The organism is Fibrella forsythiae, assembly GCF_017353175.1.
Taxonomy (GTDB): Bacteria; Bacteroidota; Bacteroidia; order Cytophagales; family Spirosomataceae; genus Fibrella; species Fibrella forsythiae.
In genome coordinates this window covers 1-26,065 of record NZ_JAFMYW010000001.1, presented here as the reverse complement: position 1 = coordinate 26,065, position 26,065 = coordinate 1, and the positions used below count along the sequence as shown (strand labels likewise).

Genomic DNA, 26,065 nt, shown 5'->3' with positions numbered 1-26,065 from the left:
GGCGAAAATGATATTTATTTGGGTGGGCCGAAAAGGTATAACTTTTTGACCCAGCCTGTGAGAAAGATAAGCGGGGAGTGTAATCCATTCTAGGGCATTGATATAATCAAATACTGCCGAAATAAAAGGTCGCTAGGTGCACTCTGATACTGTGGCTTTTAAACAGCCGTTTAAAAGCCGCAGCAAGAGCAGTCCACCTATAAGTTAAGTGAACTACCCTTGCCGTGATTACTTGACGCATCACCGTTTAGCCAGGCATGCCAATGGCTTCTAGGATCTGATCATCCAGCTGATAGATGCAGTCAGCCAAACGCAGGGTGAGTTCTTCAATCGACCGGTGCAGGGCGTACTGGCCGGGCGTGATCTGCTCGGAGAGGAGTTGAACGTTTTGCAGCTGCACGATGAGTTGAGCCAGGCAGGGGCTGGTTTTGGTGTTTGGTCGAGAAACCATACATTTGATTCGGATACAGGGTGAAACTTCGGTTTTGCACTGGGACCCGGCTGTGCAACCAGCCGGGTTTTTTATTATCTATAAGATACGAAGAATCAGACGGTTAACTATCCCATATACTAAATGAACGAAGCCCGCTCACTAAGCGGGCTTCGTTCATTCTGACCATTATCAACCAGGTGATGGCAGGCAACAAACCGTTCGCTCAATGACCTTCTGCGGGTCAATCCGTCTGAAGAAAAAACACGTTTATTTTCGTAAGAAACAGGGGCCTTTCATCAATAGCCAGGGCCCTTAATAAAGAGGAGTGACATGAGTATGAAAAAGTTTGGGAGTGTATTCGTCACCGATGATGTCTACCGACAGGTACGTCATTATCAGATCGAGCAGGCCGCGAAGGGACGCCGCTTGCGCATCGGAGAGATTATTAGCGAGTTGCTGGAGAAGGCCTTACTGGTAGTCAACAGGCCAGCTAGCTCGGAAGATGAAAAACCTGCTGACCAAGCGGGACGTTCTTAGTTAACAAGAAAGCGAACCGGTACAACCAGTCCGCTTTCAACTTCTAGCAAATTATATAGTATCAGGATACTAATCCACCCGATGCTATAGAAGATACTTACTGCCGACGGCGTTGTTTGCTAGGATAGAGCGAATGGCCCCTTGAAGACGCTTGCCCGTTCTCTGGTTCTTTTGATCAACCCGTTTGGAGCGGGGTTCAATAAAGGTAAATATTGACATAACACCTTTAAGCTCCGGCCATTTTGAGTCGGAGCTTTTTTTGAACCGCTCAATTAGGTGGCACAGTGTTTGTAACTATAACTGGTGAGTTTATGTGATCAATCGGTTTACTCAACGTTGTAAAGGCCCGGCCAATAACCGGGCCTTTTACTATACTACGGCACCTACTGTCTAGTCAGTACAAACAAAAAAGCGAACCAGTACCACCAATTCGCTTTCCGTTTCTATCCACACCAAAAAGGGTTATGACTCCCTTCTGATATACACAGATACTCCGGTTCTACAGCTGTTGTTAAACATTAGAGAGCTAATGGATACGGCCCTGCACTTCCCGCTCACTGGGTTTTAGAATCAACCAGCCTGCGCGGGGGTTTACCCTACGCAAAATACTGAAAAATGGATATAAAGCTCCGGCCATCTTGAACCGGAGCTTTTTTGTGGCCTACCCTACCATCGCTTGGTTCTCTCAAGGCGTTTTCCAGCTAGCTGGTTTGGCTCGCCGCGCCAGGCGGTTAAACGTTTTGGCCCGATCATTGTCACACTGTGTAGATCAACGACTATAGTTTATGAACCAACAGGTGCGAATGACGCTTCTGCTTCTCGCCAGTACGATTGGTTTCGTTGGCTACTGTGCGGCCCTGATCGACTGGATTCAGGACTACAGTACCGGGTTCTACAGACGGGCCTGGCTAGAGGCGACCCTGGAGACAAGCGCCCTGGTAATCTATTCGTATGCCGGTATCCGTTTTTTAAAAAGCAAAATGCCCTTTCTTTAACTTCATCTCAGTTAACTGGCCATCCGACCTGCGTTGGCCCCGCCATGAGTCAGTCACCACTTAACGCTCTTCCGCTGGTGATACCAGGCTACCCCGACATTGTCAATCCGGAATTTATAGTCCGCTTTGAAGGAACGGGTAACTACACCCTGCTCTACCTGGAAACATTTGCGGCCGCACGCCGGGTAAATCTGATCATGCTGTCGTTGATGCAGGGGGGTAAACCGTTGATGGTGAGCAAAACCTTAAAGTACTTTGAGCAGCAACTGCCCGGCTTTATCCGGGTCAGTAAAGCGGCGCTCATTAACCCGCTCTACATGGAGAAGACCGTTACTACCAGTAGCAAGGCTATGCAAGTGGTCTTACTGGACGGCACCCGCATCGTGGTTTCGCGCCGACGAATAGACCATACCCTGGAGCAATTCGCGCTATATAGGGCTGCTGTAGCGCCTGTGCCCCCCAGTAGGCCACCGGGATCGTGAAGGCCCGCTTTGCCGGTCAACGAAAAAAACGAACCAGCATAACCGGCTCGCTCTTTGTTACTATTCACCCAATAAGGGGGATTCCCCTGCCGTCAGATAAGAGTTACGTATAAACCTATACGTGAGAAGTGAACCGGTTTTTTTCACGTATACGTTAAGTCCAGCCCTTTAAAGGGTATTCTGGGTACGTAGCTGAGCGACATCATCCCGGTATTCTTCGAATGCCCGGTAGTTGTTGACCACCTTCAGGTTCTTGATCTTGCTTAGCTCCCCGCGCATCTGCTGCAACTCAAAAAGAAGCGGAGCCAGGTTCATGCCAGGCGTAGATACACTCACGGCCTGACTACCGCCGGAGGCTCCCGACAAGCTGCCCATATTCCGGTAGGCTCCCGTTACCTGCACTGCCTCCAGGGCGTGGGCCAGATTAGCCATCACTGGGTTTTGCAGCATGGCACCGCCCATGATCCACTCCTGGCGCTGCTCGCCCACCATGTAGGATCCGGCTCCTTTGTTGACCATGGTCGGTTTGGTCTTAAATCCGCTGGCCCCACCGTAGAGCGAATCCACATCGGTAAACCCACCGTCATCTTTCATGGCAATACCCGACACGGACGCAGCTGCAGCCGCACCACGGGCCACCGCCAGGGCGGTGAATAACCCCTTGACCACCGGGCCACCGAAACCCAGCAGCGTAAACTGAGGGTTCGCCCACACGTCGCTGATCTCTTTATAGGTGTTCATGGCAATCTTGGCAATGGTATACGCCCGCTCGGCGGCAAACATGGCCTTATAGGCGACGGTATGCTCACCGACCATCAGCTTCAGCCCGGAGATACCTTCGCTAACGTATTGCATCTGGCTTTCCCGGAGCGCTTCTTTGGCCTCAATACGCTGGCGCTCGCTGAGCCGCTCGTCACTGGCCAGCTTCTCCAGCGCTTTCCACTGCCTGGTGACTACCCGGTTTTGCAAATCCTGACGGTCCTGGGCATCCTGCTTGTTGATGGCCGCCCGGAGATTGTTCTGCTCCTGGAGGTTCTGGGTGATATCGGCTTCAGTGCTGGCCACGTCCTGGGCGTACACCTGTTGCAGGGTGAGCTTCGCTTCCAGAAACTGCTGGAGAATAGTCAGCTCGGTGGCCTGGTGCACATTATCCGAGATCTTACCACCGGCGTGGGCCAGGTTGTTGGCCGCCAGATCGGCATCGCGCAGTTTCTCCAGCTGAGCAACGGCCATATCGACCATCAACTTGTCGTACGCCTGCTGATCCTTGCGGGCCTCCTCACGCGCTTTCTCGGCAGCTTCCCTGGCTTTTTTATCGGCTTTATCCTGAATGGCCGCCAGCTCAATGTACATCGCCTCGGATACCTCGGCCTGCTTGGTTTTGTCACTACCGGCCAGCTCCAGCAGCCGGGCGTAGTGCGTGCCAAACTGGATCTGCTCTTTCTCGAATTCATTGTCACGCGCCTGAGCCGTCCGGGCGCGGGCTTCCTCCAGCAATTTGGCGTAGTCGTCCTGGTGCCGCTCGGCCGCTTTCAACTCCCGCTTCCGTTTGGCCTCAGTGGCCTTCTCCTCTTTGGATTCGCCCAGATCGATACCTGGTCCATCTGTAGGCGGCGCGATACCGGGCTGCCCACCACTGGCTGCTGCCTCGGCTGCCCGGCGCTCATTGCGGCGACGCGTGGATTCTTTCTCGTCCAGGTAATCACCTGACAAGCCCGCTCGCCGGGTCTCCAGCGCGGCAATCTCCGCGTTTTTAGCCTCTACTGCTGCCTGCGCTGCCATCGCTTCGGCATTGGTCATAGGCCGCTCCCGGTATCGATCCGTAGCGGAGGTGCCCCCCTCGCCAACGGTACCTCGTTTACGGGCCTCCAGTAGTCGAAGCTGCTCTTTACGCGCTTTCTCCAGTTCGGAGTCTGTATCGGCAATTGCCTGCCGGTTGGTATACTTGAGTACCTCTTTTTGCTGCTTGACGTACGCCCTGGCCTTCTCGGTACTGATGGCCATGGCGTTCCCCATGCTGTCGAACTGCGTGACGGCCGAGGGAATCGTTTGAGCAATGGTAGCGATGACTTTGTTGAGCTCAGTCTGTTCATCCTTGGTGAGTTTGGTTTTGCCCTTTAGCTCATCATGGCGCTTTAGCAGCGGTAGGGTGTCTTTCTCCAGGGATTTGACCACGCTTCGCTGATTCTCAAAAGCTAGACTAGATTCTTCTGTGGCTGATTTAAGGCCCAGTAGTTTAGTCGTCAAGCTGACAAAGCCACTGGCCAGCGGAATGAGCTTAGTCAGCAGCTGCTCTTTCAGATCGGCCAGTTTCTTCAGGTTCACCGCCAGATCCAGGTTCTTCTTGTTGTACTCGGCGGTGATGCTGTCGGTATGGGTCAGGGCCACGGTGGCCCGATCGGACTTCTGCGCCAGCAGCTCCGTGTTGCTGGCCAGCTTGGAGAGCACCTCCATTTCACCCGCGCCGGTGAGCTTGCTCTTCTCCAGGACGGCCATAAACTCGACCTGGTTACCGCTCACTTTCTTCAGTCCTTCAATGTATTTGGTGAACGCGCCGTAGATGTCGTTTTTGATCAGATCGCGGTATTCCTTCAAGGGCGCCCCGGCCACTTTGGCGAAGGTCTCGGTTTCGGTCAGCATTTTCTGGAAGATATTGACGGTCGCGGTGGATCCACGCTCAGCCGTCACGTTCAGCTCCGAGAGCGTAGCCGACAGGCCCAGTACTTTCCCTTCAACCAGCCCTAGCGGAATTAGTACCCCGCCCATTCGGTTAGAAAAATCCGACAGCATCGGCGCGGTGGCTTTGCCTTCAGCCCCCAGCACGTTCATGGCGTTACCGATGTGCAACAGATCCTGATCGATGTTATCCGACTTGATATTACTGAACACGTTGCGCAGGCCCAGCACGTTCTCCACGGTGGCCTCCACCGAGCCGAACTCGTCCCCGATGGCCACGTTCACCCGGTTGGCGCCATCGACAAACTTATCCATCTCTTTGGCCGCTACCCCGAACTGACCACCCGTGGCGGCCATCGCCCGGAGATCTTCGGTAGAGGTGCGAGTTGGCATCTTGTAGAGCTTCTCGTTGAGGGCTTCCACCTGCTGGGTGCTCATGTCCGCATTCTTGGCGATATCGGCGAAGCTATCAGCCATCTTCAGGCTATGATCCAGCACGACAGGCGCTAAACCGATGAGCTGTTGCAGACCAGCGGTGAGCAGGTTTCCACCCAGAACGCCGGTGAGCGTACCCACCACGTTCTGTTTGAAGCCAGCCCAGCCCTTGGCCGTCCCATTCAGCCGGTTTTTCATGTCGGTCTCGGCAGCGGCCAGCGTCTGATACTCCTTCATTTTCTTAGCGAACGCGCCCGGATCATCGGCCTCGCGCATTTTACTCAGCTCACGCCTGGCCACCGTAGCTGCTTTGCCGACTTCGGTCAGTGCGGCCTGCGCCTGCTGGCCATTGATGACCAGGTCAATGACCGCTTTTTCATTTTGAGTTGCCATGGGGCTTAAAGAGGAATAGGTAGGGAAAGGGAGAGGGCATTTTCAAGTAGGTCGACGGGCACACTGACGTACCGCTCGGCAAGGATTTCGCGTAATCGGTGCAGCTCGTAGCCTTTCTTTTTGGCGTACCAGCGGCGGGGCGTTCGGCCCGGAGAGCCCATGCGCAGACGGCGGTTGGTGATGTGGTCGGCAATGTCAGCACCTCGGCCCACGCCCATATCCACGTAGCGACCGTACATCAGAAATTCCATCACGGCGCGTGGTGCATTGTCGCCCCCCGATACGTTCTGCCACCACCGTTTGCGCAGGTTGCCGGTCCGCTGTTGGCCAGCACTTTCGCGACCCATGCCGAAACGGTACCCCCGGCTCAGGCGCGTGCTGGTAACCCCTGAGCGCCGGTTTGTCCGATCAGTGATCAGTACCCTATCGATCGACTCCTGAAAGTGCTCGACGGCGTAGCGGGTCCAGTCGGCAATCGCCCCCTTCAGGTTGATGCGCTGGTTGAGATCGAGTTCTTCGTAGGTCATTACAGCAGGATATAGCCTTCGCCCGGATCGAGCTGAATGGTGCGTTTACGGTTCCAGACGGTAGCACTGCTGGTGGTACCGGTGGCCGTACCCACGTAGATGACCAGCGAAAAAGCCTGTTCGAAATTGGCATCGATCACCTGCACGGCCTGGGTAACGGGGACACTCATCGAACTCTCCGGATTGGCAGCGGCCAGCGTAATGGTGCCCTGCGCAGCCGGATCATTGGTCTCCCGAACCCGAAGCGTCAGCACCAGCTCATCACTGAGCGTGGCTGGTGCCGATCGGCCCGAATCAGCCCACACCCGCACCGTCAGGGTAGCCCAGCGGTGGTAGGTGTCGGCCGTCAGTCCTTTGGGATACTGCGCCGTCGGATAGGGTACCTTTGCCTCCAGACGGTCCCTGGTTATCTGCTCCAGCTCGACGTACACCAGGGGCCGCACGGCTGGTGCCGGTGGCGTGCCGGTGGGTGGCAGTAACCGCACGGTGAGCCGAGACCTTACCTGGCCAGCGTGGGCGGGTAGTTCGGTCTGGATCGTATCGAGCAGGCCGGTGTACTCCTCGCCATTCAGCGTGCGCAGGTGCAGGCGCTGACCGGCCAGCAGCCCCGATGCCTGCGCCACTGGCAGCAATAAGGCCTGAATCACTGTCCTCGCCAGAGACCGAAACAAAAACACGTTCCTAAGGCCCGATAGCCAGCCCCCGGCCCGGCCTGCCAGCGTCACGCTCTCCCCTGGGGGAAAGGCCGTGGCCAGGGGATAAAACCGCCCCAGGCTGTCGCGGCCCGTAACACCCTGATACGACAGGATCAGCAGGCCCAGCGTGTTCTTGCGACTCCCGTCGGCGTTCAGATAACGCTCCGAGTTGGCGTACAGTGAATCCGTCACGTTGCCCGGTGTTTTGATGATGGGCACGTCCCAGGTGGTAGCCATCGAGCCTGGCCTGATCTCCCGGATCATCTGGGTCGTGCCGACCCGGAGCTTCACCGGTGTTTTGCCGTCGCCGATCTGTTGCACCGGCAGGGTAATGGCCTCCCGGGTGCTGGCATTGCGGCGCAGCTCATCCCCTGCCTCCACGTACTCCGAGACGCTGTAGCCGGTGCGCGTGGCGTCAGTAATAGAGGCCTTCTCCAGCTGCAGCGCCCCGCGCAGATCCACCACCGGGTGGGCCAGCAGATCGGCAAAGCGATCTACGTAACAGACCCGGCCCGCCGAGTCCCAGCGGAAAAACAAACCATACCGTTCCCGCACCGCTTTCAGAAATTCGGCCACCGTCATATCAGGCAGGTGGAGGCCTGGTTTGGCCCAGTACTCCGAGAGTTCATTGGCAGCTGGGGCAATGCCCGATCGGCCGCTGGAGCGCATGGCGGTCATGTTGATAACGACCAGGCGCTGATTGGCTTCCTGCGCGGCCCAGCCCCCGGCCATGCGGTAGCCCAGCTGCTCGATGAGCCGGGCGGTGACCCAGGTCAAATAGAAGAACGGGACCAGCTGACGGCCCATGATCGGGGCGCTGGTGCCCAGGTTATCGGTCAGAAACGTGCCGGTGCTGTCCACTTCATTGACCATCGTGGCCCGCTCGTAGGCAGTCGCCACGGGGGGCACCAGCGATGCCGCCGTAAAGGCCTCTTCCATAAACGCCTCATTCCGGAGAGGAAAGAACGTCAGGGGAAAGCTGCCCGGTGGCATCCGGGCAATCTCGCCCAGCCGGGCGGGCAGCTGATTCGGATTCATTGCGCCCAGGTAAACGGGCTGATTCAGCACCTCGACCAGCTTTTTGCCAGCCAGCTCGTCGGTGCTGGCCGAGTAGTCAAGACGCAGCGTTCCGGATCCACGGCCATTATCGAGCTTGTAGCTCAGGGTGGCATTTCGGTAGAGTCCCCCGTCGACCAGCAGGCGCACCGGCAGTTCCATCGCGCTGGAGGCAGACGGCCGGTGGCTCTGGCCCACGAACTTGGCGTTCGGCGGGCAACCGTCCAGCGGGAAACTGATCGGGTAGGAGAAGCCGCCCGGCAGCGTGTCGGTATCCATCAGCCCGGCCGCCTGTTCCAGCGTCAGGGGCTCGTCATCATCGAGCAGCAGCCGATCCCCGGCCTGGTTGCGGATGTCGATCATTCCTCAGCGTCGAGCGTAGAGTCAACCGGTGCTTCAGGTACGTTGATCGGTGGCAGGATCACCACCGGACGGCCGAGGTTAGCCTGGGCAACCATTGCTCCGATGTTCGGGTCCCGCGCCATCAACAGCAGCGAGAATTCCTGCACCAATTCAGGGCTGATCTGATAGAGGCCCATGTCAGCAGCCGGGGCGATATTCTCCCCGTAGGCACGCCAGTAGGAGCGGATGGCTACTTTGCCGGTCCACACCCGCCAGTCGAGACCGGCGTTGATATCGGCTACCGTGGCGATCGAGAGGATACCAGCGGCTTCGAGTTCATCTTTAACGGCCTGGCCTAAAATCGGCCACAGCAGGCGCAGCGTGGCGGCATTGTCCAGCGTGAAGCTGGTGGTAATAGGGTGGTCCGGCATTCCGGTCTGTTCTGCGTTTTGCATAGCGTTAGTTTGAGGCGATTTGGAAGTAGGGTGTGCCCACACGCTTAGGCCAGTAGGCTATTTTGTTGTGCCAGAACCGGCCTCCTGATGTATTCAGGCTTAGCGTTGTGATGCCAACCGGAGGCGCTGCCGTGTTGGTGGCAACAGGTAGCAAGGTGCCATTCACGGCTGCTCGGTAGTCATTCACCCTATAGGTGATTGCTCCTGTTATTATTCCAGATACCAGACCATTGGCTCCGATATTAGAAAAGTTGATGCCTACACCTTGGCTCACCCCGAACGTGACGAGTTGATTGGCCGGGTTTCGCTGAATCACCATCCGGTTATTGTTGGTACCATCAGATACAGCTAATGGCCGACAATCAACACCACCATAGTCTACATTGAATCGACTGACGAACGTACCTTCATTGCTATTGTACCAGCCTAGTGTTGGCATGGTGCAGTTGTCGGCTCCCCTCGTCACGGCGGCGGTCGTCGTGGGAATTACTGACGCAGCGAACGTACCCAATTCACACTGAGCGCCCCAAACGGCGAATGTTCCAGCCACGGTAGAACTGCCGTAATCAGCAATGTAGTGCTGATTTGCGGACGGACTGCCACCCGAAAGAGTTGTAAAGGTTTGTATGCACCTGTACCAGCCATTTCCGCAATTCACCAGACTGGCAGAAACCACGTTAGGACCATTAGTTATTACACCTGTCGATAGATTGAATCGGGATACGGCATACTGTGTACCAGTGCCGGGGTCGCCAACTGCTGACTCAAGCACCCATCGTCTGGCGGCGTCGCCAGCCAGTGATTTAACGTATGCGCTCCGCGTGTACGTTGTATTCAGTGCCAGCGCGGAGGCCGCCGTCGTGGTGACCGTACTATTGGCACCTACGGTATTGGCATACGAAGGCACTAGACTACCATCGGGAGCAATAGCCTGTGACGCCGTTTTGACCGCGTTTGCGCCTTTATTCCATAGGTCGGGCAGCAGCGAATTAAGCGTTACATTCGTTCGGCCCTCCTCAATCAATAGACCCCGCAAAACTGTAGCAGTCTGCGTACCTGCTATGCCTACTGAGTTGCTAAGGTTGGCCGTGTACGGAAGAAGGATAGAACCCTGATTGATCTGAGCGCCCCATACGGAGGTATTGAGGGGTACGTTTGCGATTTCAAGACGAACGCCCGGATTCGTGCCTGACGTAGTTCCATTAACGGAAAACCGTTGCCATGAACCCGTTAAGGTGAAGGTCTGGGTCGTGATTATTACGTCACTACCGGCATTTTTTAGATTCAGGACTATCGTACCACCCGCGCTATTCTTCGCATACGCACTAATAGTGAACAGGCCATTACCCGGATTAACGGCGGAAGGTATTTCCATAATGGCCCGTTTGCTGGCCAGAATGGCGACAGAAGCTGTCGTAGTGCCATCAGGAGCGACCTCGGCATTTAAGGAGAACCCCTCGGTATTGTCACCCGTCCATCCATTGTTAAGCGTGGCCTGCGCATTATGAATAGCCTGACTGCCCCTTGCCAGGTTCTGTCCGCTGTAAACAACCGAGTTAGGGTCATAATCGAACCGTGGCACATTGGCCGCGACGGTCTCAATTCTACCCTGTTCGTTGACCCGCGTAGCTGTACCTGAGCGGGTGAAGGTCAGACCAGCAGGCATTACGCCCTGCATGAAATCCAGATTCAGCGAGGGCGTGAACTGGCTCATGTTGCTCCGGACGGTCATCTGGGCAGTTACCTGCACATGCGATGATTCAGGAGCGAGGAAGGGGGCCGCTGTGATGAGCAGCCAGAGAAAGAGAAGCTTTTTCATTACTGCTTGGTATAGAATCCAGAGATTGAATAGCCGTTTTGTAGAGGCCTGCCCACCAGTGAAAATGTGTTCCAGTTACCCGGAGCAGTGTGCCAGTCGATGCCTGCTCCAGCGGGGAATCTGACACCAGCGGGAAACGTAGCGGTGAAGGAGCCAGCCCCTCCCTGAATCAATTCCAAGTAGAGTGAGCGACCTGGCTGCACGTTGGTAATGGAGAAGGTGGTATTGCCCACCAGCGTCCCATAGGCATACAGGTTGGGGCATGTTCCCATGTCGATGGTCGCACTGATTGAGAGGTTGCCCAGGGCAATCGAGCAGTTTTGTACCGCACTGACGGTGCTGTTATAGCTGGCCAGGGCTGAGGCGGCTGAGGCGGCGGCATTCGTTTCTGAACTGGCCGCCGCCACTTTCGAGCCGTTGGCCGCTGTTTCCGAACTCGCAGCGAAGTTCTTCGAGGCCAGTGCGGCAGCGGCCGATCCGGCTGCATTCGTCTCGGAGGTCACTGCACTATTCTTGGAGGCCAGGGCCGAGGCGGCACTACCAGCTGCGTTGGTTTCCGAAGTAGCAGCGCTGTACTTGGAGGCCAGGGCCTGCGCGGCCGAGCTGCCTGCATTGGTTTCGGACGTGCCTGCCTGGGTCTTAGAGGCCAGGGCCTGCGCCGCTGATCCGGCTGCGTTGGTTTCCGAGATGGCGGCTGCCACTTTCGACGCATTGGCCGAACTGGCCGAGCCGGCCGCGTTGGTTTCCGACGTACCTGCACTGTTTTTAGAGGCCAGTGCTGAGGCTGCTGATGCCGCTGCATTGGTCTCAGACTGGGCAGCCGAAACCCTCGAGGCATTGGCGGCGGTGGCACTGGCGGCGGCATTGGTCTGAGAATTGGCGGCACTGATCTTCGAACTATTGGCACTGGTCGAATAAGCCAGTGAACTGGTCGAATAATCTTGGGATTGTTGGGCCGATTGACCAGCCGAAGTAGCGGCGTTGATTGCACCATCCCGCGCCGTTTCAGCTCCCGTTCGGGCAGTCTCTGCACCTGTTCTGGCAGCCTGAGCCTGGCTGGCTGATCCTGCCGCGTTAGTTTCCGACGTACCGGCTGAGACCTTCGAAGCGCTGGCTGAGGCTGCATACCCCTGAGCCAGCGTGGCACTACTGGCCGCGCTGGTAGCCGATCCGGCGGCGTTGGTCTGCGAGTCAGTGGCGCTCGTTTTACTGGCGAGTGCCTCCGCTGCTTGGGTCGTAGCCAGACCGGCCTGAGCCGTAGCCATACCCGCCTGGGCGGTAGCGATACCGGCCTGCGTAAGCACATCGGCCTTCAACGAGTCCCGGATCGAGGCGATATCCCCGCGCGAGAGGGTAGCGATGTTGATGGTCTGCACGCTGCCCGGTGGCAAGGGCCTGGCCCCGTATCTGAAGTTCACCCAGCCCGTCCGGATGGCGGTTTCCCCCGCCCGGATGATCAGGTAGACCTTCGGTGTGCTCTTGATGATCGCTGCCGTCTGTTTGGCGCTCCAGTTGATGAAGAACTGACCATTCTGCACCACCAGTACCGGCTGGTTGATGGCGGGCAGGGCCTGGGGATCCTTACTCGCATCTACGTAGGTCTGCACGCTGATGGCCACCGGCGTGCCCGTCAGGGAGATGGCACCGGTCAGGGTGGCCGGGCTGCTGGGGAAGAACTCGATGGGTGAGCTGGAGAGCTCCAGCGGCAGGTTGTTCTGTGCCTGCAGGCCGACGCTCAGCAGGCACAGAACGAAAAGAAGGAAGTTCTTCATGGCTTAGGGTTCGAGTTGAACGGTGTTGGCTGAGGCCGTGTTGGCGGGGCTGCCCGTTCCCTGATTGACCACATCGCCCGGGGTGAAATAGGTGGCCGGACTCAGGCCGGGGCGCTTGCCCTGTTTGAGCGTGTTACCCGTCACCTGGTTGTTGTAGGTATTGGCTCGCAGCACCACCGTCTCGAAGGAGGGCTCGTGGCCAGCGGCAGCTGATCCCCACGAGGAGAGGACCGAACTTTTGAGCACGTTATTGTTCGAGGTGCCGCCAAACTGCACGATGGCCTCGGCGTTGAACAGGTTTGTACAGGTGGCCGTGATGCTCTCGATGCTCGACAGACGGGTATTCATGTCAATACCGCGCCCGGCGATGTAGAGGCCCCCTTTGATGTGCACGTCCTTGCAGTCGTACAGCTGGAATGGACGTGACGTAACATTGAAGTAGCCGCCCTCCAGATAAATTTGCTCCGTACTGTTGCGGCCATCGTCGGAGATCGAGTAACCCACGCAGGGCTCCAGGTAGGCCACCGCTGTGTTTGACTCTGCCTTGGCGTACTTGACGTTGACGAACTCGTAGGCCATGTTCTTGGCGTTGGTACTGGTGTTGCGGGCGTGATAGATGCCCGTGATCAGGCCCGACAGCGAAGTGGCCATCCGGTTGCCCTCACCGCTGTTGACGGCCAGGTTCTCAAAGCGGTTGGCGGTAATGACCAGGTTGGTCAGCCGCACGGCATCGTAGCCCTGGGAGAGAATCTCCATCCCGCAGCGGGGAATATTGCGGAACAGGTTGTCGTGCAGATAGAAATCGCTGGACGTGGCCCCAGCGTTGCTTGCGGTGCTGTAGGCGGTGATGTTAAAGGCGTTCCAATTACCCACGTTATTGCCCAGGAACGTACACCGCGCAATCTCCCAGCCCTGAATGGTGGGCAGTTCGTTGGAGAACACCAGCGGGTAGCCGTTCCCGGTGTTGGTGCTGGTGAAGGTGATGCCGTAGAAGCCGAACCGTTTGGCCGTGTGGTTGTCGGTCACCACCAGGCAGGTCGTGCCCGTAGCCACAAACGTCGCTCCGGAGGGAGCCGTCAGGGCCACATTGTCCCAGTTTCCTGTCTGGGTGAACTGGGAGCCGCCCACCAGCGAGTAACTGCCGGGGGCAATGATGCCCCGCTTGTTGGTCTGGGCGCTGGTCAGAAAACTCTGGATCTGGGCCGTGGTGGAAAGGGGCACATCGACCATCAGGGCGAAGTTGGGCCGGTTGACCGTGCTGTCGGCGAAGATGTGATCACTGGAGACCACCGTACCACCCGGACTGGTCGTGCCCGAAGCGCCCCCCGTGACCGTGGTCGCCGTAGGGGGAGCAATCCAGACCGGCGGCTGACCACCCCCTGAGTAGGCCAGGATCTTGCCCGGCGCGGCTCCGTCCAAACTGTTGAGGTAGTTGCGGATGAGGACGTTGAGCTGGGCGTTTTTCAAATAAAACTGCCCGTTCTGCTGGTCATAATCGATATCGCCCGTGGAGCTGAAGTATTGCCGCACGGCCGAGGCTGACAGCGGCACACTGGTGCTGGGTAGGCCTGCCAGCTTAGTGCGTTCGACATCGGTCATGAACCGGAACAAAGGCCCCTGGACAATGTTGGCCGGGTTGGTGGCATCCACGTTGGGTACGTTGCCCAGGCCGATCTGAGTCTTGGTTGTACCGTGCGGATTGCCCAGGTCGGCCAGATGCGCGGAGAGCTCCTGGCGATCCGATGTCCGGTTGAGGGCGTAAAGGGCCGTCTCCAGCTTGGCGTTCAGGGCAAAGGCGCTCAGGTAAGCCGGTACGCCGATCAGGTTGGTGAAGGCCACCGGGCCGGTGGCTGTGCCGCTGGTGACGGTGGTCGCCGCCACGGTGGCGCCAACGGGTTTGTAGGCCCCGCCCCGGACGGAGTACTGCAACTGCCCCCCCACTTCTTTAAAGTCGATCTGGGCCGATGCACTCAGGCTGATTAGCAGAGTGAAGAATAACGAGAGGAATTTCATGGGTTAGGCAGTGATTTTAGGCATGGTGACGAGCGGAATCAGTCCGTCCGCCTCTTTGATGAAATAGAAGTTTCCGGCCTTGATGAGCCGAAAGGGCTGCTCGCCCAGCGACGCCGCCAGGGCAGCCGCCTCGTTGACGTAGACGATATTGATGGAGCCACTGGTGGGCACCTCGTAGACCGACAGCAGCACGATGTTCTCGCCCGCTGTGATGAAGTTGAGCTGAAGGGCAGCGGGCTCTTTGGGCAGGCCCTCCACGAACGCTTCGGCCTTCTCCAGCCACTTATGCAGGATGACGGCCATCGGGTCACGCTTGCCGTTTTTGACCTCGTAGACAAAGGCCGTGTAGCTGTCCTGGTCCAGCTCGGTCCGGTTGGCGGGGTTGATATCCAGCACCAGCCGATCAGTGGTATTCGCGGGCCGGGTCAGCTCCGCGCCACTCACCACCGGATCGGTGGCCTTGCCGATGGTAAAGCGCATTTCCTCCTCGACGGTGTCCACCTGGCAGTAGCCAATGGAGAAGGCCATACCCGAAATATCCATCGGGGCACCGTCGCGCGTAAAGAGCAGCACGATCTCGCCGGTCTCGTCGTTGCGCAGCCGCCGCACCTCGGCGGCGAATAAATTGGGAAAGGAAGCCATCTTAGTAGGTGAAGGTGTCGGTGATGGTGATGTTGACCGGTCCATTGCTTCCCTGGGCGTCGAACCAGCGCCCCTGGGCCAGCGAACCCGGCCCGGTCAGGATCTCATCACTTGTGTAGGAGGTCGTGTGCGCCTGATCCGGGGTGGCGATCGTCACTTTGGCCGACTGCATGCCCTGGGCAATGCATGCCTGGGCCACGGTCTTGGCCGCCCCGAAGGAGGTGGCGTTGTTGGCCTGGCCAAAGCAGATGGCGTGCATGCCCCGCTGGCGGTAGGCGTTGATGACGTTAACTACATCCGAGGTCGGGCGCACCGACGGATTACCCGAGTAGGCGTTCTCGACCACCCAGTTGGTGTCTGCCTCGATCAGGGTGATGGCCCCGGCCGGCGCATTGGATCGGATCAGGTCCGCCTCGAAGTTGTGCACCGTGAAGAAGTCGGGGTTGACTTTAACCAGCTGGGAGCCTGCGCTCATGCGCCGCCAGTTGGCCACGCCCGGATTCGCCGCCCCCGTCCCGACAATGATGCCGTAATCATCCCCCGTTGGGCAACCCGGAATGACCGACCGAATTAGGCCCTTCACCCAGGCTTTAAAAAACATATGCTGCTCCTGGCGGTAGATGTACCATTTTTTACCGACCTCGCCCTGGAAGGCATCCATGCTCAGGTAGTGACCCGGCGTGGGGGGATTCGAGCTGGTGTTCATGCGGACTTTGAAATCAGCGATGGCTCCGGGGGAGTAGTCGCCTACCTTCAGGGCTCCGCCATCACCGATCTCCGTGGGCAGACCATCCTCCTGACGGCCGGTGAGCGTGTAGGTCAGGCCGATGCAAACCCCGTCGAGTACATCTTGCTTGAAATCGTTGGCCAGCTTCAGCACGTACGCCTTCATGTAGTGCCAGGGGTTTTCCGTGTCACTGCTGCCTCCTTCCACATACTGGCGAAGCAGGTGCAGCTGCGGGGGGGCCGAGCCGCTACCACCGATATCCCCGTTGTTGAAGCGGGCTACGTTGGCGGGTGTGGTGATGTCATCCCCGTTGCCGATGTTCTCCCGCGAGAAGTGGAAGCGCAGAAAGTACTTCTTTCCAGCGGCCCGGATGGCCGCCTGCTGGTTGCGGTACATCACCTGCCTGCGCCAGCTGGTGCGGTTTTGCATGTAATGGGTGCACGGAATCAGGATGGAGAACATACGCCCCGGCCATTCGGGGATGTAAGCATTCTTATACTCCGATCCCCGGCTGTAGGCCTGGGTGGCATAGACATCGTTGGGGTAGTTGCCCGATGAATCGGGGTAACCCGGACCGTCTTCGTTCATGATGTTGTAGATCATCTCGAAGTCAGTAAAGCCCGTCGCTGGGGCGGGCGTAGTTGGAATCGAGCGCACGTTGCTCACTGCTGACTGAAGGTATTTGGTGAGGCCACCGGCCCGCACCCGGACCAGGGCGGCACTGATGGATTCGGTATCACCCGAGCGGTCCACGAAGTAGACGTTGCTGGCCGAGGTGGCCGGTGCGCTCGTCCCATCGACGGCGTCGAAGAAAGGAAAGCCCGTGTGGGTGGTGCCACCGACCTCATAGAGCAGCGCGGCCGAGCCGATGGCCTGGGGTCGGCTCACCGGAGCGGGGGGCTGGGAGCTGCCCCCGCCGGTGACCGAGCAGGTCGTATCGACCTGGGCTTTATAGCCGGCCGGGCCCAGGGGAAAGCTGCTGGAGAGGCCCGCCCGTTTCTGGGCGTCGGACAGCCCGTTGTAGGTGGGGAGTACCGCCGCGCAGGAACTCGTATCGAGCAGGATGTACTTGGTCTCACCCGTGCTAGGGTGGGCAACCTCTAGTACGATGGAATCTTTTAGATCAGTCATTAGGAAGGATTGATTAATTGCCAGGTATGGAGACCCGTACCGCCGAACACGCAGGCATAGGGTCCCGAGACGGCGGAGGGATTCGATTTGGGACGGCAGTAGAGGTACTGAATCGTGCCAGCCGGAACGCCGGTGTCGAAGTAGAGCAGGTAGTCGTTGTTCTGCCAGGGAGCCGGAATGCCATAGGCCGTCCAGTCGGCGTAGACGATGCTGCCACTGGCGTTGACCCATTTCCACTCGACCTCGTCGGCCACCGACAGTTCCGGCCGCACGGCCAGGGTATTTTTGGGCGCAGGGCCAGCCACGATGGCCGTGTACATTTTGGTGATGGTGGGCACGGTTGGTACGGGCGTGGGGGGGCGAAGCACCACCTCATTGCTGTAGCCCGATTCACCCGCTCCATTGACGGCCTGAATCTTCAGGGTATAGGTCGATACGCCATCGATATCAGGCAGATACCCCGACAGGGTCGTATTGGCCGGAATGCTCACGTAGGGCTGGTAGGTGCCATCCGCCGTTTTGCGGACTACCCGGAAGGAGGCCTCGTTGTCGGAATTATCGGTAAATTTGAGCTTCCAGCGACCTCCGTCATCAATCAGCTCCAGGTTACTGGGCGGGGCCGGGCGGGTCAGCACCGTGTCGGGCACAAAGCGCCAGATGCGCACGGGCACGTAGGCCGGGAGCTCATCGGTACTGGTATCGATCACCCAGCGCCAGATTTGCACGGGTACATAAGCGGGTAGCTCCTCGACCGGCCCTAGGTTAAACAGCGGCGCCAGCAGCTCGGCCAGGTCGGCCAGGCTCAGCAGAGCCAACTCGCTGGCGCCATCCGAGAGGGCCAGTTCCGCGAACAGCCGCACGGGATGCTTCACCAGGGGCCAGCTCTTACTGCGTAGCCCGCCCACCGTCAGTGTGCGAATGGTAATGGCCCCGCGCCGGGTGATCTGGCCCAGATCGGGCAGGTCAGCGTCTTTTCTGAGCACGTAATCCGTGGGGCCTGTCCAGAAGGTGGCCGAATCGGTCAAGTGTTCTCCCGTGGGCTCATGGTAGGCGTAGAGCAGGTAGTCTTTGCCGTCGACAAAGGGTTGCCCACTGGCATCCTGGGTGAAGGTGCGACTTTCCTGGTAAGCGGACGTGGGGGCCGTCGCGTCCAGGGAAAAGCGCCAGCCCGGCCCGAGCGGCTCGTCAATGGTTAAGGCTTGATTCATGTTAGGAAGGCATTGGAATAGCCCTGGCGCGAATGCGCTGGGTCTGAATGAGCTGGATAGACTGCTGGCGGGCCTGCTGATCAGCCTCCGCGCGGGTGTAGACCGTTTCGGCCAGGCCCGCCACCTGGCTGACCGGTACCGGATCCTCGGCCGCGCGGTAGAGCTGATCCGTAATGCCCTGTTTGAGAAATCCTTTCGTGTCCGGATTGCCCCAGGTGACCACTTTTAGAATGGCCTCGATCTTCTCCCCGGAGAGCCCACGCAGGGCATCCGGAATGGTCTGATCACGGGCCTGCACCACCGTGGTCTGGGTAACAACCACGGTGCCCACCGGCGCGAAGCCTTTGGGTGGCAGGGGATCATCCAGCACATCGTCTTCGGGGCTGTAATAGTGCTCTTTACGCAGGTGAGCGACCTCAAAAGTGTGCGCTACCAGGTTCTCGCCGTCTTTGGTTTCCCGGATGGATGTAGTGAGCAGGGTGACGGGAATCCGGGCGTCGGGTGCCAGTCGGTTCAGGGGCCGTTTGAGCCACCATTTCTGGGTCGATCGGTAGAAATCACGCCAGGCCTTCAGCTCCGGCAGGGGCCGGAACCCCGTGGCCACTGATAGTTTCTCCTGGTAGGTCTGCTCGTAGACCTCGCCGGTGCCTTCATCGGCCGCAAACGGCAGGCTAAGCGAGCGCTGGGCCTGTTGGCTGGCCAGCTCGTACTCGGTCGAACCTTTGCCCCAGGTGGTGATCACGTCGAGCGCACCGAGACTATTTACATACGCAAACTGGCGGGGATAGGGCCTGACCGCGTAGTCGAGCACGAAGCTATAGGCGTCAGAGAGCAGCTCACCCGTGATGGCGTTGACCAGGCTGACGGTATACTGACCCAGGGTAACGCTTGTCATCAAAGCGGGCAGGCCCAATTGATCCGGTCCCACTGCGTAGGTGAGCAAACCGGAAGCGGGCCAGGCCATTGGCGTGACCAGGTCGGTGCGGGTCTGGGAGAGGCCTTTGTCGAAACCCGCGGTCACCTGTAGGGCCACCGAGGCTACGGTGCCCCCCACGTTGAGAAACGTTAAAAACTGAATCGAATCGGGGGCGATGTAGCGCCGAAGGGAACCCAGGCGCAGGGCGTAATCCTTGCGACCAGGCTGGCGTACAAAGCCCTCCAGACTATAACCAGCCTTGGCCTGCCGGGCAATACTAGCCCCACCCCGGTAGATGTGAAAGGTGGCGCTCCTGCTTACCCTCCCCACCTGGATGGGGTCACCGTAGGCCTCGGCGTATTCGATGTAGTACTGCCGGTGGGCCGTCTCATCCAGGCGCGGGGTGATGTCGGGGTACGAACTCGTCAGGTAGCCCTCCAGCAGGGGCGCTACGTCGAGAGAGGCAAAGCCGTCCTCATTGGTTTCGATGGGGGAAACAAACACCGATTCGTAGTGGGCATCCATATCCAGTCCCGTGGTGCCCGGCCGCTGCACGCGAAGGGTCACGTGCACGCCGTAGCGGGGCCGGATGGTGGCCGATCGGCCGGGTGACAGGTTGTTGATGCTCTGCTTAAGGAACACCACTTTCTCCGTGAAATTGTAGGCCGGACCTGGCGCTTTGGCCGTCAGCCAAAAGCCCAAAAACGCGGTCGTTTCGATTTCTACGGTGAAATCCTGCCGGATCAGATACAGATCGCGCAGGTAAGGAAGGAGCTGATCCAGGTAGGCCGTGTTGTTGACATTGGCGCTACCTGTGGGAATCTCGTGGGGGCCGGAGGGGGCATTTTTGGCGATCAGCGTCAGCTCATTGCCGTTCCAGGTCAGTTTGGCCTGGTCGCCCTCGGCCATCTGAACGAGACTGACCCGGTTGACGGCCGCCACCCCGCTGGCGAGCATGCGCTCGTCGCCGTAGAAAGTAAACTGGGTCTGCCCGCTTCCCAGCAGTGCCCGGCTCGCGGGTTGTTCATGAATGACAATGGCCATAGGGCGAAATAGGCCTCGCCATCGGTGGGAAAACAGGTCAGAACTCTATCAGTCCAGGTCAGAACTGAGTTAGAACCGGCTGCCCAGGGGCATGCGCCAGTTAAAGGCGACGGCCATACCGTACCAGCCGGAGCCGACCTGCGGCGTTCTGTTGAGGGGTAACCGATCGTTTTCAAGGACCGCGCTGAAGGGCAGCTCGTATCGATCACTTACCTCCCGAATGGCCTCCAGTAAGGCTAGTACGGCCGCTCGGGCCAGTCGGCGGGCTTGACGTCGGCCACTGATCGAATCGTCGGTTTTGTAGAGCACGGCCAGGCCTCCGGTCATCAGGCTGGTGTAGTTATCGCGTCGGCCGTTTTCAAGCTGCTCATCCAGCGCCTCCCAGACCAGCATCGGAACCGTCGTCAGGGCATTACGCAGGGCGGTAATCACCTCTTTATCGTCCCCGACCTCTTCGACGTAGCAGAACTGGGCAGGCACCTCACCCGGCACATAAGGGATTAGGGTACGGCCAAAGGCTTCGTACTCCTCATCGATATCTAGCTCGTTCATGACTCTTTGAGTTTATCGGCCTCCTCGATCAGGGCCTGAAGTGTAGTCAGCACCAGGTACACGTTGGTCTGCTCCAGCTGGGCGTACGTACCCAGTGCGCCGGTCTGACGAGCCAGGCTCAAACCTACGTCGAGCCAGCTAGTAGGATCACCCGTGGCGTCTTTAGCGGCCTGGAACACCCGCTCGAAGGTACGTACTAGGTTAGCCCTGGCCCCCACGTAATTATAGTGGATGCCCTGAGCAATGCGGCCAGCCAGGTGATGGTTCATCAGGGTAGCGCGTTCGGCCAGGGCATCCATCGAGAAGGATTTGGGCTGGCCGTTCCAGGTGCGCGGCACGTAGCAGGCTGCGGCCAGATCGGGCAGCGCCGTCAGATCGCCAGCTGTAATCTGTTTTAGGGCTTCCTCGGCAAAGAGAAAGGCTCCGAAACTCATTTTCTCCAGTCCATCACCCGGTCCAAAAAACCGGTGTATACCAACCCGTAAACGCGGCCGCATCCACTTGGCAGGCGGCGTCTGCAGCCAGTCGAGCAGGGCCAGCAGGCCCAGGTGCTGATCAGGTTGCATGGCATCCATATGCGCCAGGGTCAGCCTCGACCACAGCATTAACAGGGCGAAGGGATAGTTCTCGATGCTATCGTGCAACACGCGTTCGACCTGACTCCATTGGGTCGGAGTCAGGTCTTCCCAGCAATCCGGGAGCGTATAGTGGCGAAACTTGCCGTCAGGCAGTTTAAGGCTGAATGAATGCATCTAGGCCGTAGCTGTTTTGGGGACTTTACCGTTGACGGATTGTTTGCCGTTGCGCCTGACTTCCTGCATCAGCGCATCGTGCTGGGTGGCACTCGTTTCCCGCCATTTGTCAATGGCCACCGCCAGCTGAGAGGTAGACTGCGAACCCGTATTCTGGGCCACCAATGAACGTTCGTGCATGTCGAACATCATTTTCTGGGTCTCCGCCCGTTCGGCGTCGCGTTTGGCTGCCTGCGCCTGAAAGGAGCGCCACAGGGCAACAATGCCAAAGATCAGCACCAGCGCCAGAATGCTTTTTTCAGCAATGGCAGGCAAAAATGGGGTGATATCCATAAAAAAAAGAGGAGGTTTAGGTACGTTGTAGGAAGGTTAAATCGGGTCGTAAACGGTCGTCTCGACCAGTTTGCCATTCTTTTTTACCAGGGCTTTACGCGCCCGGAGCACCTGCTTGCGGTTAACGCCTTTCGCTCTGAAGCTGACGTGCACCCAGCTAGGTTTCCCGTTTTTATCCGGAAACTCCAGAATCAGCTGATCGAAGATGAAATTGGCCCGGATATAGGCCACCAGCTGAATGTTATCCACGAAGCCCAGCCCATCACAGTCGATGTCAATAGCCTGGCCCAGCACGTGGGCTGAACTCGAGGAGCCACCGACCAGCTTGTTGACCGCTGGCGATCGGAAAAACGAATCAAACGGCAGGCGGAACAGGTAGTGTTCGCATAGGGGAGCATAGATCCGGTCCACCAGGATCTGCATGTTTTCCCATTGCACCTGGGTGGGTGTATTATCCAGACCAGCGGCTTCCCCTTTCGTGGAGTGCGTAGCCTCGGCGTAGTTGCACCATTTGCCCAGGCCCTGGGCTCTCATCTCGGCGGTCGTCATAGCCTATCGGAAAAGGAAAAATCCAAATACCCCGCCCGCAATCGTGCCCAGCACAAACAACCGCCCACCTCTGCGCTTCAGATCGGCCTCGTAATTACCCAGGCAATCGTAGAGCATCATGAAACTGGGCGTCGCCTCCAGCAGCTTCCGGTACCGGCGAGGAAGGCCATCCCGGATGAGGTTAAACACCCGCCTGGCTTCGTTCAGATCGGCCTCACAGGTGCTCAGTTCCTGCGTCAATTGCTGGAGCTTTTGCTGCTCATAGCGCGTCAGGGTGTCACCCTCGGCAATGACGTTGTTCAGAGCCGCAATCTCGGCCTCCAGACTAGCCATCCGCGTCTCGGCGGCGGTCTTCATGGCATCAGCCGCCAGGGCAAATTTCAGGAAATCAGCCCGGCTGATGGCCGTCAGGGTGGTGGGCTGATCCGGTACCGAAAAGGAGTCAGCGTTACTGATTAAGCAGGCTGTCACGCACAGCAGTGTAGTTAGCAGCAGCGTTTTCATAGGGTTGTTTGGTTTGGGAGGTACGTTGGTGGGCCGCTTTAGCCGTGTCTTTCGCCATGGCCACCTTTTTCTCGAGAGAAAGGTGGGTGGAGTCGACTGGCGGCGTAACAGGCCCGGCAGGCCCGGTTTTAGGCGATTTGCAGCCAAACAGCAGTTGAGCCATACAAATGCTCAGGATCGTGGTTAGAATGGCCGCTACGGTCCAGAAATAGCGTTTCGTTTTAGCGTTCATGGGATTACTGGAGATAGTGGTGAACGGCCAGCGCATAGGCCGCGAAAAAGAGCAGCTTACGCATACCACGAGCGGCTTTTTCAGAGAAGCCAGCTAGTTCGAGAAAGCCTTCAATGAAAGCGGCGACGACAATCAACGCAATGACAATGCCGACGAGGGAGAGGAAAGTGAGCATATAAAGAGGGGTTTAGAGGCCAACAATGCGATCCCCACCGATGCCAGTACTGGAGACGGGGGAGGCAGGTACGTTTGGAAGAGGGGGTAAACTGGCAATCAGATCATCCAGCGTGGCGCGGGCCTGTTGCTGGTAGTAGAGAATCAGCGCATCGATGCGCTTCTGATCCTCTACCGGTTTACGGTAATTAGCCGCCGTGGAGGCCTCCGACGTACCCAGCACCTGCACACCGGACTCGGTGATGTCGATTTGGCGCTCGCGCAAGGCAATGCCCAGCGTGGCCGAGACCAGCGCCGATTGCACCAGCGCCAGCTGCTCCTCATCCAGATCAGCGACGTCAACAGCCTGAGCAGCCAGAAATTTGCGGATCTGCATGGTCTCCGCTTTTCGCATCGATGGCAACAGGGCCTGGTACGTTAGCCGACGGCTGTCAATGAAATAAAACAGGTTAAACACCGATGCCGATGGAACCAAGAGCGGCGCTGGCCGTGAGGCGAGCCAAGCCGGGAAGTCGTCGGGCGTTGTTTCCAGCGTCTGCAGTAAATCTTCTACCGCATCCCATCCGTCCGCTTTCAGGCTGTTTCGCGCCTCATCGTACTGCCACTGGAAGGCGTCACCCTGCTGGCCACCGGTGCGTCGCAACAGACCCGCATCCGTGATCTGCACGTTCTGGGTCGGGATGGATTTGTAGAGCGCCAGATTACCTACGGCCCGGCGCATATACGCCAGAGCACGTTTCTGAGCCATGGTTGGCACCATAATGGCCAGCACCTCATCGATCACACCAAAGCCACCCAGCTGCCGGGCCAGCAGCGCTTCGGCGCTCTCCAGGTGAGGCGTAAGGCCCGTAATATCCGTGTCCCGGTTGAGGTTGACGGCCTGCTTCAGCTCGTCGATGGTTTGGATGAGCTGGCTCATTTGGCGGCGGGGGTTGTCACCTCAGCCGTCGAAGCGCCGGTGTCGAGGGTGGTCAGGATCGTGTCTTTGAAGCTGAAGGTGAGATCAGGGTAGCGATCATACCAGCCGTTGTACTCGGCGACAATCCGGAGCGGCTCCAGAATGCGGTCCCGGTAGGGGCCAGCTTTGGAGAGGAAAATCCAGAAGGCTTCGCGTTTATTGGATCCGCCATTCGTACTGTTCACGCCCGCTGAGGAGAAGCCAAACAGGGTCGGATCCACGCCCAGTGCGTAGAGCAAATGGCTAGTACCCTCGGCCATGTCGAGGTTATACTTGCCGTCCTTGATCTTGTCATCCAGGACGTTGATGATGATGCCGCGTGGCGTCGTGTCGGTACCATAGCCGATCCAGCTCTCGGTCAGAACCGCCTTATGGGCGTTCTTAACGTCGGTCAGGCTGTCCATCAGGCCCTTTAAAAACTCATCCCGGATGATCTTTTTGCCCTCATCGGTCGCGTTCCGCCACTTATCACCGTACACCTTTTCCCAGTATTCACTTGGCACCTCGATATGGTACCGAAGCGTCATCTGGTTCTGGAGGCCGTACTTTTTGAAGAGTGGAATCGCCTCCAGCACGTCGAGCCAACCCGATGACCGGGCTGAATCCCAGGCCGCGAGCTGGTAGTGGGCCTTACCAGGTGAAGGGAAAGAAATCGGGTAAACGTACTTATAGACGTTTTTCTGGCTCCGGATCCAGTCCACCAGATCATACCGGTAGGGATTGACGGCCGGAATCCGGATGGTCGCCTCGTCATCGGCGCTGGCACCATTGGCCCAGTCGGCATTGATGAGCACCGTGTCCAATTCTCCATTCTTGTTCGGCTTTGCCCAGCGGCAGTCGGCCGTTTCGTTGTTGTGGAGCTGCACGATCTTTTTGCGATCGCGCGAGAGAATGAATTCGGGGAAGCAATTCCACCACCAGGCCATATCCAGACAGGCCTCCAGCAGGTAACGCTGCATGGAAATCGAGCCTAAAAACTGCTTGATCTCCCGATCAGCTACCATTTTGACGGATTCCTCATCGGCCGAGGCAATCAAACCACCGCCCCGCCATAGTGTAGCTGTGTCGGTGAGTGCGCGGGGAATGATAGTGGATTTAGACGCCTGTAAGATGATTTTTTGGGGCAGATCGTTGCTTTCTCCCCAAGGAATGACCCCGCCCTGAGCCGCCTGTAAGGCTTCTTTAGGCAGTACCTGAGAGGGTTTATTACCCGGCACTGGTCCGATGCGGGGCAGACCCGACACCACGGCCGCAGCGGAAGGTAAGTAGGCGACCTGGCTGGCACCAGCGTCGACCAGGTGAATAGGTTGCTCGGCCATATCAGCGCACGGGGTGCTCGTTGATGTAGAGAATGAGGTGGAGGTGTACCTGCCGGATCTGGTTGCTATCCAGGTTCCGGATTCGGTACATCCAGTTCGGTTTGCGAGGGCCGTCTGAGACAGATCGGGCCGGAGCTTGGGGGCTTGTTGCCGCGTTGTCTTGATCTCCGCGTCGGCACAGTATGGCCCTCGCAAACGTGATGGATTCACCGCCTGTCTGCCTGGTCTGGTTTGCCGTGATGGCCGTCATCGAGAAGGGAACAGGGAGTCCGTTTCCATCGAGTCGGCGCATAATGTCGAGGGCTTCCTGCCAGGTCAGCAGCGATTTCATGGGTCAAAATTGGCGCTGAAGCCCCCCTGGAAACAGGTCAGAACTCAATCTGCATACTTTCTC

At 58.2% G+C, this 26,065-nt stretch carries 26 protein-coding genes; 4 read left to right on the top strand and 22 right to left on the bottom strand.

From position 1 onward, the window contains the following. Positions 1-247: 247 nt before the first annotated feature. On the bottom strand, positions 248-451 hold the full coding sequence (locus tag J2I46_RS00130; protein WP_207326896.1) for a hypothetical protein: 204 nt from the start codon (positions 449-451) through the stop codon (positions 248-250). A gap of 318 nt (positions 452-769) precedes the next feature. Between J2I46_RS00130 and J2I46_RS00125 the strand changes: the two genes are divergently transcribed. The 3 genes from J2I46_RS00125 to J2I46_RS33280 all read left to right on the top strand — a co-directional run bounded on the left by J2I46_RS00125 (position 770) and on the right by J2I46_RS33280 (position 2,447). After that, positions 770-970, top strand: a complete 201-nt coding sequence (locus J2I46_RS00125; protein ID WP_207326895.1) for a hypothetical protein — start codon at positions 770-772, stop codon at positions 968-970. A gap of 803 nt (positions 971-1,773) precedes the next feature. Beyond that, the gene (locus tag J2I46_RS00120) at positions 1,774-1,965 is read left to right on the top strand and encodes a hypothetical protein (RefSeq protein ID WP_229379415.1); all 192 of its coding nucleotides are present in this window, start codon (positions 1,774-1,776) and stop codon (positions 1,963-1,965) included. Positions 1,966-2,042: 77 nt separating this feature from the next. Further along, entirely contained in the window at positions 2,043-2,447 is a 405-nt protein-coding gene (locus J2I46_RS33280; RefSeq protein WP_207326893.1) for a LytTR family DNA-binding domain-containing protein, read from the top strand. Between the two features lie 168 nt (positions 2,448-2,615). Here J2I46_RS33280 and J2I46_RS00110 read toward each other — a convergent pair whose 3' ends face one another. From J2I46_RS00110 to J2I46_RS00070, 9 genes are read right to left on the bottom strand one after another with little or no spacing between them, the layout of a single operon-like run. After that, positions 2,616-5,951 carry a phage tail tape measure protein gene (locus tag J2I46_RS00110; RefSeq protein ID WP_207326892.1) on the bottom strand — a complete coding sequence of 1,112 codons (3,336 nt, stop codon included), beginning with the start codon at positions 5,949-5,951 and terminating at the stop codon, positions 2,616-2,618. A gap of 5 nt (positions 5,952-5,956) precedes the next feature. Continuing rightward, entirely contained in the window at positions 5,957-6,478 is a 522-nt protein-coding gene (locus J2I46_RS00105; protein WP_207326891.1) for a hypothetical protein, read from the bottom strand. Then, on the bottom strand, positions 6,478-8,592 hold the full coding sequence (locus J2I46_RS00100) for a hypothetical protein (protein ID WP_207326890.1): 2,115 nt from the start codon (positions 8,590-8,592) through the stop codon (positions 6,478-6,480). Before J2I46_RS00100 ends, J2I46_RS00105 begins: the two co-directional genes overlap by 1 nt. Beyond that, positions 8,589-9,026 (bottom strand): hypothetical protein, encoded by a 438-nt coding sequence (locus J2I46_RS00095; RefSeq protein WP_207326889.1) that lies wholly within the window; start codon positions 9,024-9,026, stop codon positions 8,589-8,591. The genes J2I46_RS00100 and J2I46_RS00095 overlap by 4 nt, the downstream gene beginning before the upstream one ends. 4 nt (positions 9,027-9,030) lie before the next feature. Continuing rightward, positions 9,031-10,845, bottom strand: a complete 1,815-nt coding sequence (locus tag J2I46_RS00090) for a phage head spike fiber domain-containing protein (RefSeq protein ID WP_207326888.1) — start codon at positions 10,843-10,845, stop codon at positions 9,031-9,033. Further along, a complete protein-coding gene (locus J2I46_RS00085) occupies positions 10,845-12,617 on the bottom strand; it encodes a hypothetical protein (protein WP_207326887.1) in 1,773 nt (590 codons plus the stop codon). The genes J2I46_RS00090 and J2I46_RS00085 overlap by 1 nt, the downstream gene beginning before the upstream one ends. A gap of 3 nt (positions 12,618-12,620) precedes the next feature. Beyond that, positions 12,621-14,630, bottom strand: a complete 2,010-nt coding sequence (locus J2I46_RS00080; protein WP_207326886.1) for a hypothetical protein — start codon at positions 14,628-14,630, stop codon at positions 12,621-12,623. Positions 14,631-14,633: 3 nt separating this feature from the next. Next, positions 14,634-15,272 (bottom strand): hypothetical protein, encoded by a 639-nt coding sequence (locus J2I46_RS00075; RefSeq protein ID WP_207326885.1) that lies wholly within the window; start codon positions 15,270-15,272, stop codon positions 14,634-14,636. A gap of 1 nt (position 15,273) precedes the next feature. Then, positions 15,274-16,752, bottom strand: coding sequence for a hypothetical protein (locus J2I46_RS00070; protein ID WP_207326884.1), 1,479 nt, complete (start codon positions 16,750-16,752; stop codon positions 15,274-15,276). A gap of 72 nt (positions 16,753-16,824) precedes the next feature. Between J2I46_RS00070 and J2I46_RS00065 the strand changes: the two genes are divergently transcribed. Then, positions 16,825-17,103: a hypothetical protein gene (locus J2I46_RS00065; protein ID WP_207326883.1), complete on the top strand. Its 279-nt coding sequence runs from the start codon at positions 16,825-16,827 to the stop codon at positions 17,101-17,103. A gap of 26 nt (positions 17,104-17,129) precedes the next feature. On the opposite strand, the gene J2I46_RS00060 is transcribed toward J2I46_RS00065, so the two are convergent. From J2I46_RS00060 to J2I46_RS00005, 12 genes are all read right to left on the bottom strand, one after another. Beyond that, positions 17,130-18,338 (bottom strand): fibronectin type III domain-containing protein, encoded by a 1,209-nt coding sequence (locus J2I46_RS00060; RefSeq protein WP_207326882.1) that lies wholly within the window; start codon positions 18,336-18,338, stop codon positions 17,130-17,132. 1 nt (position 18,339) lies between these two features. Continuing rightward, positions 18,340-20,298, bottom strand: a complete 1,959-nt coding sequence (locus J2I46_RS00055; RefSeq protein WP_207326881.1) for a hypothetical protein — start codon at positions 20,296-20,298, stop codon at positions 18,340-18,342. Positions 20,299-20,367: 69 nt separating this feature from the next. Next, positions 20,368-20,850, bottom strand: coding sequence for a hypothetical protein (locus J2I46_RS00050; RefSeq protein ID WP_207326880.1), 483 nt, complete (start codon positions 20,848-20,850; stop codon positions 20,368-20,370). Further along, positions 20,847-21,602, bottom strand: a complete 756-nt coding sequence (locus tag J2I46_RS00045) for a hypothetical protein (protein ID WP_207326879.1) — start codon at positions 21,600-21,602, stop codon at positions 20,847-20,849. The genes J2I46_RS00050 and J2I46_RS00045 overlap by 4 nt, the downstream gene beginning before the upstream one ends. Beyond that, positions 21,603-21,935 carry a hypothetical protein gene (locus J2I46_RS00040; RefSeq protein WP_207326878.1) on the bottom strand — a complete coding sequence of 111 codons (333 nt, stop codon included), beginning with the start codon at positions 21,933-21,935 and terminating at the stop codon, positions 21,603-21,605. Positions 21,936-21,971: 36 nt separating this feature from the next. Then, positions 21,972-22,484: a D-Ala-D-Ala carboxypeptidase family metallohydrolase gene (locus tag J2I46_RS00035; RefSeq protein ID WP_207326877.1), complete on the bottom strand. Its 513-nt coding sequence runs from the start codon at positions 22,482-22,484 to the stop codon at positions 21,972-21,974. A 3-nt stretch (positions 22,485-22,487) separates the two neighbouring features. Continuing rightward, positions 22,488-22,988: an ABC transporter C-terminal domain-containing protein gene (locus J2I46_RS00030; RefSeq protein WP_207326876.1), complete on the bottom strand. Its 501-nt coding sequence runs from the start codon at positions 22,986-22,988 to the stop codon at positions 22,488-22,490. Further along, positions 22,933-23,220 (bottom strand): hypothetical protein, encoded by a 288-nt coding sequence (locus J2I46_RS00025; RefSeq protein WP_207326875.1) that lies wholly within the window; start codon positions 23,218-23,220, stop codon positions 22,933-22,935. The genes J2I46_RS00030 and J2I46_RS00025 overlap by 56 nt, the downstream gene beginning before the upstream one ends. A gap of 4 nt (positions 23,221-23,224) precedes the next feature. Continuing rightward, positions 23,225-23,395, bottom strand: a complete 171-nt coding sequence (locus J2I46_RS00020) for a hypothetical protein (RefSeq protein WP_207326874.1) — start codon at positions 23,393-23,395, stop codon at positions 23,225-23,227. A 12-nt stretch (positions 23,396-23,407) separates the two neighbouring features. Beyond that, the gene (locus J2I46_RS00015; protein ID WP_207326873.1) at positions 23,408-24,313 is read right to left on the bottom strand and encodes a DUF6712 family protein; all 906 of its coding nucleotides are present in this window, start codon (positions 24,311-24,313) and stop codon (positions 23,408-23,410) included. Continuing rightward, positions 24,310-25,671 carry a hypothetical protein gene (locus J2I46_RS00010; protein ID WP_207326872.1) on the bottom strand — a complete coding sequence of 454 codons (1,362 nt, stop codon included), beginning with the start codon at positions 25,669-25,671 and terminating at the stop codon, positions 24,310-24,312. The genes J2I46_RS00015 and J2I46_RS00010 overlap by 4 nt, the downstream gene beginning before the upstream one ends. Position 25,672: 1 nt before the next feature. Then, positions 25,673-26,002, bottom strand: a complete 330-nt coding sequence (locus tag J2I46_RS00005; RefSeq protein ID WP_207326871.1) for a hypothetical protein — start codon at positions 26,000-26,002, stop codon at positions 25,673-25,675. Between the last annotated feature and the right edge of the window lie 63 nt (positions 26,003-26,065).